Genomic DNA, 14,906 nt, shown 5'->3' with positions numbered 1-14,906 from the left:
AGGGGAGGGCTCAAGGACCGCGACGGTCCCGACGCGGGGCGTGGTAGGGGGGTGCTCGGTGAAGGTGTCCGCACTTGCGACCGGGTCATGCCGCGCGACCGGCTGCCGCTTTTCGGGTGGTCGGCCAGAAATGCCAGCTCACCACACGCGTGCGGAGATCCACTCCGCCGTGCCGTGAGTGAGGAACCCCCCTTTCGAACCGGACACAAAACCGGGCCGCCCAGGGGCGGGCGGTCCACCGGACGAGAGGGACCAGACTCATGAGCTCAGTTCTGCGCCCGGCGGTCGCGGACCAAGGTCCGAGCACCGCCGGCAAGTACCGGCCTGTCTCCACGCACCTGGCCATCGCGCCGCCGGTGAGCGTGGTGATCCCGGCCATGAACGAGGCGGAGAACCTGCCGTACGTCTTCAAGACCCTGCCGGACTGGATACACGAAGTGGTTCTGGTGGACGGCAACTCCACCGACGACACCGTGGCGGTGGCCCGGGAGCTGTGGCCCGAGGTGAAGGTCGTGCGGCAGCGCGGCAAGGGCAAGGGGGATGCCCTGACCACCGGGTTCGAGGCGGCCACCGGCGACATCATCGTGATGGTCGACGCGGACGGCTCGGCCGACGGCAACGAGATCCTGTCGTACGTCTCCGCGCTGCTCTCGGGCGCGGACTTCGCCAAGGGGTCCCGTTTCGCCAACGGCGGCGGCACCGACGACATGACGCCGATCCGCAAACTGGGCAACTGGGCGCTGTGCACGGCCGTCAACCGCAAGTTCGGCGCCCGCTACACCGATCTCTGCTACGGATACAACGCGTTCTGGCGGCACTGCCTGGACAAGATCGAACTCGACTGCACCGGCTTCGAGGTGGAGACCCTGATGAACATCCGGGTCGTCAAGGCGGGCCTGAAGGTGCAGGAGATACCCAGCCACGAGTACCTCCGCATCCACGGCACGAGCAATCTGCGCGCCGTGCGGGACGGACTGCGGGTGCTCAAGGTGATCCTCACGGAGCGCTCCAACCGGCGTGATCTGCGCCGCCGCCGGAACCACGCCCAGGTGCTCAGCTCGGTGCGGGGAGAGGCGTCTTGAGCGGTCCCGACATCTCCGTCGTGATCTGCGTGTACACCGAGGACCGCTGGGAGGACATCCTCGCGGCGGTCGCCTCGGTGCGGGCGCAGGCGTATCCGGCGCTGGAGACGCTGCTGGTCGTCGACCACAACGAGGCGCTCCTGGACCGGCTGACCAAGGAGTACAAGGAGTCCGCGGAAGGCGCGACCGATGTGCGGGTGCTGGCCAACGCGGGCCCCCGCGGCCTGTCCGCCGGCCGCAACACCGGCATCGCCGCCTCGTACGGCGAGGTCATCGCGTTCCTCGACGACGACGCCGTGGCCGAGCGGGACTGGCTCAGGCACTTCGCCGCCGGGTACGCCGACCCGAGCGTGATGGCCGTCGGCGGGCGTACCGAGCCGATCTGGGCGTCGGGGCGGCGGCCGGACTGGTTCCCGGAGGAGTTCGACTGGGTCGTCGGCTGCACCTACCGGGGCCTGCCGCAGGGGCTGGTCGAGGTGCGCAACGTCCTCGGCGGCAACGCCTCCTTCCGGCGCACCGCGTTCGACTTCGCGGGCGGTTTCGCCACCGGCATCGGCCGCGACGGCGACCGGCTGCCGCTGGGCTGCGAGGAGACGGAGCTGTGCATCCGGCTCACCCGGGCCCGGCCCGACGCGGTCCTGCTGATCGACGACCGCGCGGTGATCCACCACCGGGTTCCGGGAGCGCGCGAGCACTTCCGGTACTTCCGCACCCGCACCTACGCCGAGGGCCTGTCGAAGGCGCTGGTGGCCCGAAGTGTGGGCGCCGACAAGGGACTTGAGTCCGAGCGCAGGTACGCCACCCGGGTGCTGCCGGCCGGGGTGGCGCGCGGCGTCCGGGATGCCGTACTGGCCCGGCCGGGCGGTGCGGGGCGGGCGGGTGCGATCGTCGCGGGGGTGCTGACGGCGGCCGGTGGGTACGTGGTGGGGAGTGTCCGGGCGCGCCGGGGAGGCGCCACGTACTCGGTGGCGGGGCTCGCCGGGGAAACGGGCAGCGAGGAGGAACCGGGCATCGAGGGGGGAACGAGATGACCGACGCGCCTGTGCCGATCCTGATGTACCACGCCGTCTCCACCTCGCCGAACGACGCCACCCGTGAGCTTTCGGTGGCGCCGGAGGCGTTCGCGGAACAGATGGCGCTGATCGGCGATCTGGGCCTCACGCCCGTCAGGACGGCCGATCTCGCGGCGCGCTGGCGTTCCGGCAAGCCGCTGCCCGAGCGGCCGGTGCTGATCACCTTCGACGACGGCTACGAGGGCGTGCACCGGCACGCCCTGCCCGTGCTCGCCAAGCACGGCTTCGCGGCCACGGTGTTCGTCTCCACGGGCTGGCTGAAGGGCCCGCACGACATGGGCGGCGGCCTGGACACCATGCTCGACTGGGACCAGGTCCGCGAACTCGCCGAGGCGGACATCGAGATCGGCGGCCACAGCCACACGCACCCCCAGCTCGACCAGCTCCCGGACGCCCGGCTGCGCTCCGAGCTGATCCTGTGCAAGGAGATCGTCTCGGACCTGCTGGGCACCGTCCCGGCCTCGTTCGCCTATCCGTACGGCTACTCCAGCCGCCGGGTGCGCGAGGCGGTGCGGGAGACCGGGTACGCGCAGGCGCTGGCGGTCAACAACGGCCTGGCGCGGCGCCGGCAGGGGCCGTACGCCCTCACCCGGCTCACCGTGCGCCGCACCACCGGTATCGAGGAGTTCGGGCGGCTGGTCGAGGGCCGTGCCGTTGCCCGCGCCTTCGCCCGCGACCGTGCCCTCACCAAGGGGTACGCCGTGGTTCGCAGAGCCCGACAGATCCGCCGGAAGGCCAGCCGTTCCCGTGTCTGACACGACGACCACGACCGAGCCCGCCTCGACGAACGCGACGGCGCCCGAGCGGTCGGGGCGCCGGCTTCGCCTGCCCGGCATGGGCGGGCCCTCCGGGGGCAGTCAGCTGTTCCGCAACGCCTACGCCCTGATGATCAACACCGGCATCTCCGCCGTGCTGGGGCTGGGCTTCTGGCTGGCCGCCGCCCGCTACTACTCCGATTCCGCGGTCGGCCAGGGCTCCGCCGCGATCGCCGCGATGAAGTTCCTCGCGGGGCTCACCGCGGTGACGCTGACGGGCGCGCTGGCCCGGTTCATCCCGGTGGCGGGACGCAGCAGCGCCCGGCTCATCTTCCGGACGTACGCGGGCAGTTGTGTGATCGTGGCGCTGGCCGCGGGCGTCTTCCTGCTGACGCTGGACCTGTGGGGGCCGTCGTACCGGTTCCTGAACGGGGCGGCGGGCGGGCTCTTCTTCGTCGTGGCCGTCATCGCCTGGAACCTGCTCACGCTCCAGGACGGCGTCCTGACCGGGCTGCGCAGCGCGGTGTGGGTGCCGGTCGGCAATACCGTGTTCTCCGCGGTGAAGCTGGGGCTGCTGGTGGCGTTCGCGGTGGCGATCCCCACCGCCGGTGTGTTCGTGTCGTGGGTCGCGGCGATCGCGGTGTCGGTGCTGCCGCTGGGCTGGCTGGTGTTCCGGCGCCTGGTGCCGCGCCATGTGGCGGCGACCGAGGACCACGCCGCCCCGCCGTCCCTGCGGGAGGTCGGGAGATTCCTGGCGGGCGACTACACCGGCTCGCTGTTCTCGCTCGCCGTGGTCTATCTCATCCCGGTGATCGTGGCCGCTCAGGTCTCCTCCGAGGACAACGCGTACTTCTACATCACGGCCACGATCGGCGGCACCGTCAATCTGCTCGCCATCAACATGGGCGCCTCCCTCACGGTCGAGGGCTCGCACGACCCGGGGCGGCTGGCCGCCAACACCCGGGCGGCGCTGAGGCGCATGGCGCGGATCATGGTGCCGGTCGCCGCGATCCTGTTCTTCGGGGCGCCCTGGATCCTGGGCGTCTTCGGCTCGGGCTACGCGGACGCGGCGACGCCGCTGCTGCGCTGGTTCGCGGTGGGCGCGCTGCTGCGGGTCGTCATGGAGACGTACTTCGCGGTGCTGCGCGCCCAGAGCCGTACGGCGGGACTGGCGTGGCTGCAGGGAGTGCTGTGCGTCCTGGTGCTGGGCCTGACGCTGCTGCTGCTCCCCCGGATGGGCCTGACCGGCGCCGGTGTCGCCGAGATCGCGTCCCTCTCGGTGATCGTGGCGGTCGCCGCGCCCAAGCTGTACCGGACCGTGCGGGCGACCTCGGCCGAGGTCCCCGAGGACGCGGCCCCCGACGGTGACCTCGCCGACCTGGGGGCGCGCGAGGTGCCCGAGGGGGCCCGCAAGCGCATGCCCGCCTGGGCGCTGGACACCGACACCCTCGCCCTGGGCGTCCATGTCGACTTCGACCACCTGGAACGCCGGCCCGATGTCCGCCCGGGCCCGGGCACGCCGCCCACGGGCACTCCGTCGGTCCGCCCGGAACACCGGCCGACCTGGGCGCGGGGGCCCGAACTCGGGCTGCCGGTCGAAGAGCGCGCGCCGGGGGCGGAGGCCTCGATGGGGCCCGCCGAGGTGGACGCCCCGTTCGAGTCGGAGTTCGACGCGGGCAAGGGCGAGGAGGCCACGGCGGAGGAGCGCGCGGAGGCCGCCGTACCGGAGGAGGCCGCCGTACAGCCGGAGAACGCCGTACGGGGAGAGCCTCCCCTGCCCGAGGAGCCCGTACGACAGCCCGCCGCACCCGAGCCCACCTGGCGCGAGCGGCTGCTGCCGACCCGTCTCGGGGTGGTCCTCGGCTGTCTGCTGGTCGCCGCGCTGCTGCTGTACTGGGTGCCCGCGCTGCGGCTCGGCGAGGCCGACCTGGACGGGATGGGCGGGCTCGGACTGATCTCGGTGCTGCCGCTGCCGACACTGGTCGGGGCCGCGCTGCTGGCGGTGACGTTCGCCTCGCTGCTGTGGCTGGGCCGCGAGCACCGGGCGTTGCTGCTGGTCACCCTGCTGGCGACGGTCGTTTCGCTGCACGCCCTGCCGGCGCTGATCGAGACCGAGCCGCGGTTCGCGACGGCCTGGCAGCACCTCGGCTTCCTGGACTACATCGACCGCACCGGGTCGGCCGTGCCCGACCTGGACGCGCGCTGGAGCTGGCCGGGCTTCTTCGCGGCGGCGGCGTTCGTCGCGAAGGCGTGCGGGCTCGGTGACCTCACCGAGGTCATCCGCTGGTGGCCGCTCACCATGCAACTGCTGTACCTGGTGCCGATGTTCCTGCTGGTGCGCCATATGCGGGCGAGCTGGCGGGCCAAGTGGACCGGCATCTGGGTGTTCGTGCTCAGCGGCTGGGTCGGCCAGGACTACTTCTCCCCGCAGGGCTTCACGTATCTGCTGTACCTCGTCTTCGCGGCGATCCTGCTGGTCTGGTTCCGCGCCCCGCACGTGATCTGGACGAAGCGGCGGCCCGGCGAGGTCGAGGTCGAGCCGACGGACCGGCGGCAGCGGGGCGTGCTGCTGCTGGTCGTGACCGGGCTGTTCGCGGCGAGCGTCCCGGCCCACCAGCTCACGCCGTTCGTGATGCTGGGCGTGCTGACGGCGCTCGTCCTGATCGGCAAGTCCGAACTGCGGGGCCTGCCCATCCTGTTCGGTGTCATGGTGACGGTCTGGATCGGCTTCATGGCCGAGCCGTACTGGTCCGGGCACTTCGACGAACTCTTCGGCGGGGTCGGCGGCGTGGGCGGCAATGTGTCGTCGTCGGTCTCCGGCCGTATCGAGGGCGGCAGCTCCACCCACAAACTCGTGCTCTACGCGCGCGTGCTGCTGGCCGGCTCGGTGATGGCCTTCGCCTGCTGGGGCTGGTGGCGCCGCCGCTTCCACCACTATCGGGAGCGCTCGCTGCTCGTCCTCACCTTCGTACCGTTCCTGGGCTTCGGCATGCAGTCGTACGGCGGTGAGATGGCGCTGCGCGTCTTCATGTTCGCCCTGCCCGGCGCCGCCCTGCTCACCGGTCTCGCCTTCTTCCCGCGCACCGGCGTCACCACCAAGGAGCGCGACAAGGACCGGGTGAGCCTGGCGCCGCTGGCCGCGCTCATGGCGGGCCTGGTGCTGATGGGCGGGTTCCTGGTGGCCCGTTGGGGCAACGAGCCGTTCGAGCGGGTGCGGCCCGGCGAGGTCGCCGCCATGGAGTACGTGTACGCCCACGACGATCCGAGCCTCAGGCTGCTGTGGCTGAGCAGCGATCCGGTGAACGACGTGACACCGGCGATGCCGTGGGGCTCGCGGGACATGGAGAAGGTCGCGTATGTGCCGACGCAGGCGCCGGTCGACCCGGTGCTGGTGTCGGGCCTGGTGAAGGCGCTGAAGGACGCGGGCCCGAACTCGTATCTGATGATCAACCGGGGTCAGGTCACCTATCTCCGCCTGGACCTGGGCTACTCCGCGACCTGGGAGTCGCGGCTGATCGAGAACCTCGACGAGCGGCGGGAGCTGAAGAAGGTCTTCGTCAACGCCGACGTGACGATGTACGCGCTGAAGAAGCAGCCGGCCGGTGGGATCCCCGAGGCCGACCCCGGTCCGATCGGGCCGCAGGTGACCTGGACGCCGTGGTCGGTGGTCGGCGGGTTCGCGGCCGTCGCGCTGATCGTGCTGCTGATGGCCCGCGAGATCGTCCGGGTGGCGACAGCGCCCAGCGTGCGGCAACTGCGGTGGCTGCAGAGCAGCTTCTGGTTCTCGCTGCCGCTGCTGGCGGTGCTGCTGGCCTCGCTGGTGCAGCGGTTCCTGACGATCAAGTGACGGTCAAGCAAGGGACGGCGGAGGTGGGGACGGCGGAGGTGAAGTGGCTCAGCGCTTGAGCCACTTCACCTCGTACGCCTGCAGCACGACCTTCTCGCCGTCGATCTTCGTGCTGGTCTGCCGGTCCAGGGTGTTCACCGCGAGGATCACCTTGTCCGTGGCCAGGACCCGGACGTCGGGACTGTCCACGGGCACCTCCTTGTACTGGGTGCCAGGCCCGAACTCCCTGCCGAACCGGGAGACCAGGTCGTACATCGGCAGCTTCTTCCCGCCGCTCGCGCTGTCGGTCGGCGTCCACAGACAGCCGGCGCACTCGGTGCCCTTCTCCTCCTCCGGGTTCCAGTAGAAGGCGGAGGAGGCGCCGCCCTTGGCCAGCGCCATCATCCCGGCGGCCTGGACGGCGACGCGGCGGGTCTCGGACCAGCCCTTGCGGTCGTCGTTGCCGTCGGCGGGCTCGACGTAGTACTCCGCCCACCACAGCGGCAGATCGCCGGTCTGCTCGCGCACCCACCGGCTGACGGCCGTGAACTTGTCGGTGGCCGTGAACTCGTCGGGCAGGAGCTCGTCGTCACGGGTGTAGCTGGAGCCGTCCACGACGACGAAGTCGGCGCCGGCCTTGTGCTCGTTCCAGTACTCGAAGGCGTCGACGGTGCGCCGGTCCAGGGCGCCCCAGGGGCCCTTCAGCGCCGCCGAGGCCTCCTCCGCGCGCGGGTCGACGCTGTCCATCACGATGTACGGCCCGCCGACCATGATCTCCGGGTTGACCTTCTTCAACGCCTTGTAGACGAGGTTGTACAGCTTGGTGTAGCCCTCGTAGTCCCAGCGGCCCTCGGCGTCGTTCCAGAAGCCCTTGGCCTCGTTCCAGACGATGAAGTGCCGTACGTCCGGGTAGCGCTTGGCGACGGTCACCGCGAGCGCGGCGAAGTCCTCGAAGTGCTCGGGGTCGGGTGCCGTCTCCAGGGCGGCCTGGCTCCAGTCGGTGTTGTCGACACCGGCCTCGCCGCCCTTCATCCAGTCGGGGGCGCAGCACAGGGTGACGACCGGGGTGCTGCCGGAGGCGCGGATGAAGTCGATACGGCGGTCCAAGTCCTCGAAGTCGTAACGCCCCCTGACCGGCTCGGGGTTGTCGGCGCCCCACCCCATGATGTGCTGGATCTGCGGCATCCCGCCGGCGTCCGCGAGGCGTCCCTCGACGCGCTCGACCGCGGCCGGGGCGCCCTCGTCCGCGCTGTTCTGCGTGTGTGTGAACCCCCAGCCCACATCCGGATTCCTCGCGTCCGGCGTCGAGCTCGGGGTGCCGTGCGGCCGGTCCCCGTCCCGTGAGGTGCCGTCGGTGTTCACGCCGTTCCCCGGAAGCGTGTTGAGGAGGGTCACGACCAGCGCCAGAGCCGCCGCACCCACGCCGAGCAGTGCGGTGAGCCGCCACCGCCGTGGCCCCGAATTCCACCCATGACGTCCCATCAAGGACAACGGTAACGGGGGCGTCGGCGGCTCGGGCGGCTTTCGTCCTACACGGTCCGGTAACAGAACGGAGGGGCGCGGCGGAAGCACACGGCACTGCCACCACCGGGCGTCGTCACCTGGAAACCGGGTGCACACGGCGCTTTCGTGCCGGATCATGGCCGCATGTCTGCGAACCCACACGACGCTCTGCCGATCCGGCTCAACGTCGACGACAGCGACTCGCCGTCCGACGTCGTCGACGCGCTGTTCCTCGGCCGCTTCGCGACGGGCGAGCAACCGTACTCGCACGCGGCGAACATCGACCGCGTACGGTCCGGGGCGACGCTGCTGCCGCCGGGCGCCCGGGTGCTGCGCGCCGCCCGCGACGACGACCGCAGTGCGACGCTGGCGGAGGGCGACGGCTGGACCCTGCTGATCTCCCGCTGGAACCGCGGCGCCGACGTCACGGTGACCGCGACCAGCGAGGAGCTTGCGGCGCAAGTGCTGGGCGAGGCGACGGACGGCGCGGTGGACGAGCCCGAGCCGCAGCCGGAGAACGTGACCATGGGCTTCTGGTACGTCTCCCCCAGGCGCGGCCCGCACCGTACGACCCGGCAGATCTCGGCGGGCACCTGGGACGAGGTGCGGGACAACTACACCGCGCCGGTCGCGGACGCGATGGACCGGCTGATGAAGACGACCCCGGAGGACATCGCGGGCCGTCTGCTCCTGCTGCACGGCCCGCCCGGCACCGGCAAGACGTCGGCGCTGCGCACCCTGGCCCGCTCCTGGCGGGACTGGTGCCAGGTGGACTGTGTCCTGGACCCGGAGCGCCTGTTCAGCGACGTCGGCTATCTCATGGACATCGCGATCGGCGAGGAGGACTCGACCGGCAAGGGCCGCTGGCGGCTGCTGCTCCTGGAGGACTGCGACGAACTGATCCGCGGCGAGGCGAAGCACACGGCCGGACAGGCGCTGTCCCGGCTGCTCAACCTGACGGACGGACTGCTCGGCCAGGGCCGCAACGTCCTGGTCGGGGTGACGACCAACGAGGACCTGGAGCGCCTCCACCCCGCCGTCGTCCGCCCCGGCCGCTGTCTGGCCCGTATCGAGGTGGGGCCGCTGACGCGCCGGGAGGCCGTGGGCTGGCTGGGCACCGAGGAGGGCGTCGGCCGGGAGGGGGCGACCCTGGCGGAGCTGTACGCGCTGAAGCGGGGGACGTCTCCGACGTCGCTGCCGGAGCCTCGGGAAGGGGCGGACGCGGGGCTGTATCTGTAGTGCTTTGATGGACGTATGACCCTGTTCGTCGGCACGTCGGGGTGGCAGTACCGGGACTGGCGGGAGGTGTTGTACCCGCCGGACGTCCCCCTGCGGCTGTGGCTTGAGGAGTACACGGCGCACTTCGCCACGGTCGAGATCAACAACGCCTTCTACCGCCTGCCGACGCGGGAGAACTTCGAGGCGTGGCGGGACCGGGTGCCGGGTGACTTCGTGGTCGCGGTGAAGGCGAGCCGCTACCTGACCCATATCAAGCGGCTACGGGATCCCGAGGAGCCGGTGACACGTCTGATGACCCACGCGGAGGGGCTGGGCGCCCGGCTGGGCCCGGTCCTGCTGCAACTTCCGCCGACGCTGCGGGCGGATGCCGGTCTGCTGGACGCCTGCCTCGCCTGTTTCCCGGCGTCGACACGGGTCGCGGTCGAACCCCGGCACGACAGCTGGTGGACGTCGGAGATCCGCGGGGTCCTGGAGTCCCGGGGCGCCGCCCTGTGCTGGGCCGACGCCGGGTCCCGCCCCGTGACCCCGCTGTGGCGCACCGCCGACTGGGGCTACGTCCGCTTCCACGAGGGCCGCGCCCAGCGCTGGCCGCACTACGGCCGCCAGGCCCTGGACACCTGGGCACACCGCATCGCCGACACGTGGTCCGCCGGCGAGGACGTGTACGCGTACTTCAACAACGATCCGACGGGGGCGGCCGTGGAGGACGCGATGACGTTCGCCAGGGCGGCGAGGGCGGTGGGCCTGCAACCGACTCGCACCCCGAAGCGCCTGGCGCACGCCTAGGGCCGGTCGTTCCGCAACGCCGCGCTCCCGCTCAGCCCTCCTCACCTCAGCCCTCCCGCTCCGCCCTCCTCACTCAGCGCTCCCCGTAAGCCGCCCGCAGGGCATCCCGGACGGCGGCGAGTGCCGCCTTCTCGTCCTGACCCAGCCGCCGGGCCCGCTCCGCGTACACCTGCGCGGCCGACGCCAGCTCCCGTTCCGCCGCGGAGCCCGCCGCGGCGACGAACGTGCCGTTGCGGCCCCGCGTCTCGATCACCCCGTCGCTCTCCAGCGCCCGGTACGCCTTGGCGACCGTGTTGGCCGCCAGCCCCAGCGACTCGGCCAGCCCCCGCACGGTCGGCAGCCGGTAGCCCACCGGCAGCACCCCCGATCGCGCCTGCTCGGAGATCTGCGCCCGTACCTGCTCGTACGGTGCGGCACTGTCGTCGATGCGGATCTTCAAAGTCACGCGGCGATTGTCCCGTACCCCGCGGAAAATGAGAGGCACCGTGGCGCATCTCCCCCGTAGCGTGCGCCGCGATGACTATTACCGTGCGCCCCCTGCGTCCCGACGTCCGCGCCGACGTCGAGGGCTTCTCCCATGTCCGCCACCTCGCGCTGCCCTTCATGGTGGGGACCCCGGACGCCCTCGCCTACGACGTCACACACATCCACCCCGACGCCCGGTACCGGCCCCTCGTCGCGGAGGAGGACGGCGAGGTGATCGGCACCGCCCAGGTCGGGCTCGTCCACGACAGCCCGGAGCCCGGCCAGGGCTTCATCAACGTGTACGTCCACCCGGAGCGCACCCGGCGCGGCGCCGGCACGCTGCTGGTCCGCACCGCCGAGGAGTACCTCGCCGGGCAAGGAGCGACCAGGCTGTTCGCGTGGATCCTCGACGCACCGGGCAACCGCGCCTTCGCCGAGCGGCACGGCTACCGCGCGGGCCGCTCGGCGCACTTCCTCCGGCTGGATCTGGCGGGCGGCACGCTGCCCCCGCTCCAGACCCCGCCCCCGGGCGTCGAGTTGCGCACGGCAGCCGACTTCGCGGACGATCCGCGCCCGCTGTTCGAACTGGACGCGGAGACGGCGTCGGACGAACCGAGCGACGTCACCTACGAGTTCACGGACTACGAGGCCTGGCTGGAGGAGACCTGGAACCATCCGCTCCTCAGCCATGAGCTGACCTCCGTCGCGGTGGTCGACGGCCGTCCCGCGGCCTTCAGCCTGGCCCGCACGGACGGCGGCACCCGGTACACCAACGCCATGACCGGCACCGCCCGCGCCTTCCGCGGCCGCGGCCTGGCCAAACTCGCCAAGAACGACTCCCTGCACCGCGCACGCGCCGCCGGTCTCACGGAGGCGTTCACGGGCAACGACACCGGCAACGCCCCCATGCTCGCGATCAACAAGTGGTTCGGCTACGAGATCTGCGCGACGGAGGTCCGCCATGTCCGCGAACTCGGCTGAGCGGCCGCGCCCGCTGGACGTGGTCCTCGTCAAGGGCGGCCGTACGAAGATCCGTTACGCGGCCGAGCTGGTCGCCGACGACGGCACCCGTATCGCCGTCCGGGCCCCCTGGTCCGGCGCCGGGGTCCGTGACTTCGGCTTCGTGCGGTTCGAGCCGGGCGATGTCTTCACCGAGTACTACTGGCGCGACCGCTGGTACGCCGTGAAGGAGGTCCGCGACAGCGCGGGCGCCCTCAAGGGCTGGTACTGCGACATCACCCGCCCGGCCACGCTGTCCGGCGCCGAGCTGGTCGTCGAGGACCTCGACCTGGACCTGTGGCGGTCCGCCGACGGCACGGACGTACGCCGTCTCGACGAGGACGAGTTCGCCGAGAGCGGCCTGGCGGAGTCGGACCCCGAGGCCGCCGCCGCGGCGTTGGCGGCCCTGGACGAGCTGGAGGCGTTCGCCGGCGCGGAGGGCGGCCTGGAGTCCCTGCTCGCGTAGCGCCCCGGCCCAGGCCCTGTCGTCAGACTCCCGCCACCACGGCATACCGCTCGTCGTCCACGGCCTTCCCCCAGAGCAGCTCGTCGTCCGACAGCCGCTCCACGCGCACGTGTGCGGCGAGCGGGGCGAGCAGGCCGGTGAGCCGATCCGCCGGTATGCCGACGGGGCTGACCGTCCCCCACACGCCCTCGACCAGCACCAGCCGTCCCCCGGGTCGCAGCAGCCCCGCCCAGTGCCGCAGCACGCGCGCGGGGTCGGGCAGCGTCCACAGGACATGCCGTACGAGGACGACGTCGTACCGCTCCTCTCCGACCGGCGGCGCCGCCGCGTCACCGACCAGGAACGCCGCGTCACGCCCGGCGAGCTTGGCGCGGGCGAGGTCCACCATCGCCGGGGACCGGTCCACGCCCGTGACCCGGTGTCCCTGTTCGGCCGCGAGCAGCGACAGGCTTCCGGTGCCGCAGCCGAGGTCCAGCACGTCACACGCGCGCCCGGGCAGCCACGAGCGCAGCCGGGAGGCCCAGGCCTGGCGCACGTCGGGGTCGCGCAGGCCGTGGTCCGGCTCGTCGTCGAAGGAGGGGGCGGCGGCGTCCCAGTCCAGGTCCGCGCCTGTGAGGGCGGGCTCACCGTTCGTCATGTCGGTCATGGGCCAAGAGTGACACCCGCCACTGACAGTCGAATGGTGACAGCCGCCACTGACAGGACCAGCGGCGATGAGCAACTCTCCCCGAAAGGGTCTACCTCCATATGAACGAGGAACTCGGTGGACCCCGAAGGAGGCAGCCATGCGCCGTGTGACCGTGCAGAAGCCCCTGAAGAGGAAGACGGACGCCCGCCGGGTCCGGGAGGAGGCCGACGAGCGCCCCTCGGGACGAGCGGAGGTCCGCAAGGACATCGCACGCACCTGGTGGCCGGACGGCTGAGACGCCCTGCCGGCCCCGGACAACGAAAACGCAGACAACGAAAACGCGTCAGGTCAGCCGCTTGCGGTAGTGGATGCGGTCGTACCGGCCGTCCACCCGACGTTCGACGACCTCATAGCCGTACTTCGGGTAGATCTTCTGGTTCTCCCACATCTTCGCGTTCGTCAGAAGCCTGACCTCGGGCAGGCCGAGCGCACGCGCGCGTGCGTCCACGAAGTGCAGCAGCCGTCGCCCCACGCCCGTGCCGTGCGCGTCGGGGTGGACGGCGATGCTGTCGAGGTACAGGTGGTCCGCGTACGCCTCGATCACCACGAGGCCGATCACCGGATCACCCGTCACGAACACCTTCCCCGCGGCCACGTCCGCCGCGTGGTCCGCCTCCATGGGCACGGGCACCAGGCCGATGCGCTCGATGTAGGGCGTGTAGGCCGCGTCGGTCACGTCCTTCACCGCGGGTACGTCGGCGTCCGTCGCGGGCCGGATCTCCTCGCTAGTCATGACATGAACGCTAGCTACCTGATCCCAGTCCGAACACTCCCTTAAGGCGACCCTAAAGATCGCCATCACCCGCCTTCAGCAGGCGATTTCACGGTTTCCTCGGGCTAGCTTCTGATCGCCCCCACGGGATTCACCCCACGTATCAGAACGCAGAACCCCCCTGAGGAGATCTTCCATGCCCGCACGCCGCAAGGCCGCCGCCGTCGCCACGCTCGGCCTGACCCCGCTCGCCCTGACCGCCCTCGCCACCACCCCCGCCGCGGCGCACGGTTCGATGGGCGACCCGGTGAGCCGGGTCTCGCAGTGCTACGCGGAGGGTCCGGAGAGCCCGAAGTCCGACGCGTGCAAGGCGGCGGTCTCGGCGGGCGGGGCGCAGGCCCTGTACGACTGGAACGGCATACGCATCGGCGACGCGGCCGGCCGGCACCAGGAGCTCATCCCGGACGGCAAGCTGTGCAGCGCGAACAGCGAGGAGTTCAAGGGCCTCGACCAGGCCCGCGCCGACTGGCCGGCGACGCGTGTGAGCAGCGGGTCGTACACCTTCAAGTACCGCGTGACCGCCCCGCACAAGGGCACCTTCAAGGTCTACGTCACCAAGCCGGGCTACGACCCCGCCAAGCCGCTGGCCTGGAACGACCTGGATCTGGCGAACCCGGTGGCGACGGCCACGGACCCGGCGGCCTCGGGCGGCTTCTACACGTTCTCCGGCACCCTGCCCCAGCGTTCGGGCAAGCAGCTGCTGTACGCGGTCTGGCAGCGCTCGGACAGCCCGGAGGCCTTCTACTCCTGCTCGGACGTCACCTTCGGCGGCGGCAGCGGCGGAAACGGCGGCGGCTCCGACACAGGCGACTCCGGCAGCGCCGGCGACTCCGGTCACTCCGGCGGCGGGGCCGCGCCCGCCCCGAGCGCCTCCGCGCCCTCCGAGGAGCAGATCGAGGCCGGTGCCGACCAGTCGACGATCGAGCACCACGGCCATGGCGACCAGGACGCCAGTACGTCGGCGGAGCCGGCCGCGGCGGCCGCTGAGGCTCAGCCCGCCGCACCGGCCAACCGGCCGAAGGCGGCCGGTGCGAGCGAGAACCTCGCGGAGACCGGCGGGGACGGCAACACGCCGTATCTCGCGATGGGCGGCGCGGCCACCCTGGCGCTCGGTTCGGCGGTCCTGTTCGCGTCGGTGCGCAGGCGCGCGGCCGGCGGGGCGGGCCGCGGGCGCGGGGCCGCGGGGGGCCCCCCCCCGCGACGCGGCGGTGGAGGCGCTGCGCTTCCTGGACACGGACGAGCTCCCGGCGGG

General features: G+C 71.7%; 13 protein-coding genes and 1 pseudogene. 10 read left to right on the top strand and 4 right to left on the bottom strand.

Annotated features, from left to right (window positions below):
* The first annotated feature begins 260 nt into the window (after positions 1–260).
* From ACFWYS_RS21115 to ACFWYS_RS21100, 4 genes are read left to right on the top strand one after another with little or no spacing between them, the layout of a single operon-like run.
* On the top strand, positions 261–1,082 hold the full coding sequence (locus ACFWYS_RS21115; protein ID WP_384770917.1) for a glycosyltransferase family 2 protein: 822 nt from the start codon (positions 261–263) through the stop codon (positions 1,080–1,082).
* The gene (locus ACFWYS_RS21110; protein WP_384770914.1) at positions 1,079–2,113 is read left to right on the top strand and encodes a glycosyltransferase family 2 protein; all 1,035 of its coding nucleotides are present in this window, start codon (positions 1,079–1,081) and stop codon (positions 2,111–2,113) included. Before ACFWYS_RS21115 ends, ACFWYS_RS21110 begins: the two co-directional genes overlap by 4 nt.
* On the top strand, positions 2,110–2,910 hold the full coding sequence (locus ACFWYS_RS21105; protein ID WP_384770911.1) for a polysaccharide deacetylase family protein: 801 nt from the start codon (positions 2,110–2,112) through the stop codon (positions 2,908–2,910). Before ACFWYS_RS21110 ends, ACFWYS_RS21105 begins: the two co-directional genes overlap by 4 nt.
* Positions 2,903–6,757, top strand: a complete 3,855-nt coding sequence (locus ACFWYS_RS21100; protein WP_384770908.1) for a lipopolysaccharide biosynthesis protein — start codon at positions 2,903–2,905, stop codon at positions 6,755–6,757. Before ACFWYS_RS21105 ends, ACFWYS_RS21100 begins: the two co-directional genes overlap by 8 nt.
* A gap of 48 nt (positions 6,758–6,805) precedes the next feature.
* Here the strand turns inward: ACFWYS_RS21100 and ACFWYS_RS21095 are convergent, their stop codons facing one another.
* The gene (locus ACFWYS_RS21095; RefSeq protein ID WP_384770905.1) at positions 6,806–8,218 is read right to left on the bottom strand and encodes a xylan 1,4-beta-xylosidase; all 1,413 of its coding nucleotides are present in this window, start codon (positions 8,216–8,218) and stop codon (positions 6,806–6,808) included.
* Between the two features lie 165 nt (positions 8,219–8,383).
* Here ACFWYS_RS21095 and ACFWYS_RS21090 point away from each other — a divergent pair, with 165 nt between their 5' ends.
* The gene (locus ACFWYS_RS21090) at positions 8,384–9,478 is read left to right on the top strand and encodes a DUF5925 domain-containing protein (RefSeq protein WP_384770903.1); all 1,095 of its coding nucleotides are present in this window, start codon (positions 8,384–8,386) and stop codon (positions 9,476–9,478) included.
* Between the two features lie 15 nt (positions 9,479–9,493).
* Complete coding sequence (locus tag ACFWYS_RS21085; RefSeq protein WP_384770900.1) at positions 9,494–10,264, top strand: DUF72 domain-containing protein; 771 nt, start codon at positions 9,494–9,496, stop codon at positions 10,262–10,264.
* 73 nt (positions 10,265–10,337) lie between these two features.
* On the opposite strand, the gene ACFWYS_RS21080 is transcribed toward ACFWYS_RS21085, so the two are convergent.
* Complete coding sequence (locus ACFWYS_RS21080) at positions 10,338–10,709, bottom strand: GntR family transcriptional regulator (protein WP_384770897.1); 372 nt, start codon at positions 10,707–10,709, stop codon at positions 10,338–10,340.
* Positions 10,710–10,780: 71 nt separating this feature from the next.
* Between ACFWYS_RS21080 and ACFWYS_RS21075 the strand changes: the two genes are divergently transcribed.
* Positions 10,781–11,710, top strand: a complete 930-nt coding sequence (locus ACFWYS_RS21075; RefSeq protein WP_384770894.1) for a GNAT family N-acetyltransferase — start codon at positions 10,781–10,783, stop codon at positions 11,708–11,710.
* Positions 11,691–12,194, top strand: a complete 504-nt coding sequence (locus ACFWYS_RS21070; RefSeq protein WP_384770892.1) for a DUF402 domain-containing protein — start codon at positions 11,691–11,693, stop codon at positions 12,192–12,194. Before ACFWYS_RS21075 ends, ACFWYS_RS21070 begins: the two co-directional genes overlap by 20 nt.
* A 22-nt stretch (positions 12,195–12,216) precedes the next feature.
* On the opposite strand, the gene ACFWYS_RS21065 is transcribed toward ACFWYS_RS21070, so the two are convergent.
* Positions 12,217–12,831 (bottom strand): class I SAM-dependent methyltransferase, encoded by a 615-nt coding sequence (locus tag ACFWYS_RS21065; RefSeq protein ID WP_384771213.1) that lies wholly within the window; start codon positions 12,829–12,831, stop codon positions 12,217–12,219.
* 148 nt (positions 12,832–12,979) lie between these two features.
* Here ACFWYS_RS21065 and ACFWYS_RS21060 point away from each other — a divergent pair, with 148 nt between their 5' ends.
* Positions 12,980–13,117 carry a hypothetical protein gene (locus ACFWYS_RS21060; protein WP_384770889.1) on the top strand — a complete coding sequence of 46 codons (138 nt, stop codon included), beginning with the start codon at positions 12,980–12,982 and terminating at the stop codon, positions 13,115–13,117.
* A gap of 48 nt (positions 13,118–13,165) precedes the next feature.
* On the opposite strand, the gene ACFWYS_RS21055 is transcribed toward ACFWYS_RS21060, so the two are convergent.
* Positions 13,166–13,615 carry a GNAT family N-acetyltransferase gene (locus ACFWYS_RS21055; protein WP_384770886.1) on the bottom strand — a complete coding sequence of 150 codons (450 nt, stop codon included), beginning with the start codon at positions 13,613–13,615 and terminating at the stop codon, positions 13,166–13,168.
* A gap of 175 nt (positions 13,616–13,790) precedes the next feature.
* Here ACFWYS_RS21055 and ACFWYS_RS21050 point away from each other — a divergent pair.
* A pseudogene (locus ACFWYS_RS21050) lies at positions 13,791–14,828 on the top strand (lytic polysaccharide monooxygenase); the annotation flags it as partial.
* Between the last annotated feature and the right edge of the window lie 78 nt (positions 14,829–14,906).

Source organism: Streptomyces sp. NPDC059010 (genome assembly GCF_042740355.1).
Taxonomy (GTDB): domain Bacteria; phylum Actinomycetota; class Actinomycetes; order Streptomycetales; family Streptomycetaceae; genus Streptomyces.
The sequence above is the reverse complement of the archived record's forward strand: the minus strand, read 5'-3'. Positions and strand labels throughout refer to the sequence as shown.

Bases quoted from the DNA above. Each gene is read 5' to 3' on its own strand.
- ACFWYS_RS21115 (WP_384770917.1), top strand. From the start codon at position 261: ATGAGCTCAGTTCTGCGCCCGGCGGTCGCGGACCAAGGTCCGAGCACC.
- ACFWYS_RS21105 (WP_384770911.1), top strand. From the start codon at position 2,110: ATGACCGACGCGCCTGTGCCGATCCTGATGTACCACGCCGTCTCCACC.
- ACFWYS_RS21095 (WP_384770905.1), bottom strand. From the start codon at position 8,218: ATGGGACGTCATGGGTGGAATTCGGGGCCACGGCGGTGGCGGCTCACC.
- ACFWYS_RS21090 (WP_384770903.1), top strand. From the start codon at position 8,384: ATGTCTGCGAACCCACACGACGCTCTGCCGATCCGGCTCAACGTCGAC.
- ACFWYS_RS21085 (WP_384770900.1), top strand. From the start codon at position 9,494: ATGACCCTGTTCGTCGGCACGTCGGGGTGGCAGTACCGGGACTGGCGG.
- ACFWYS_RS21075 (WP_384770894.1), top strand. From the start codon at position 10,781: ATGACTATTACCGTGCGCCCCCTGCGTCCCGACGTCCGCGCCGACGTC.
- ACFWYS_RS21070 (WP_384770892.1), top strand. From the start codon at position 11,691: ATGTCCGCGAACTCGGCTGAGCGGCCGCGCCCGCTGGACGTGGTCCTC.
- ACFWYS_RS21065 (WP_384771213.1), bottom strand. From the start codon at position 12,831: ATGACGAACGGTGAGCCCGCCCTCACAGGCGCGGACCTGGACTGGGAC.
- ACFWYS_RS21060 (WP_384770889.1), top strand. From the start codon at position 12,980: ATGCGCCGTGTGACCGTGCAGAAGCCCCTGAAGAGGAAGACGGACGCC.
- ACFWYS_RS21055 (WP_384770886.1), bottom strand. From the start codon at position 13,615: ATGACTAGCGAGGAGATCCGGCCCGCGACGGACGCCGACGTACCCGCG.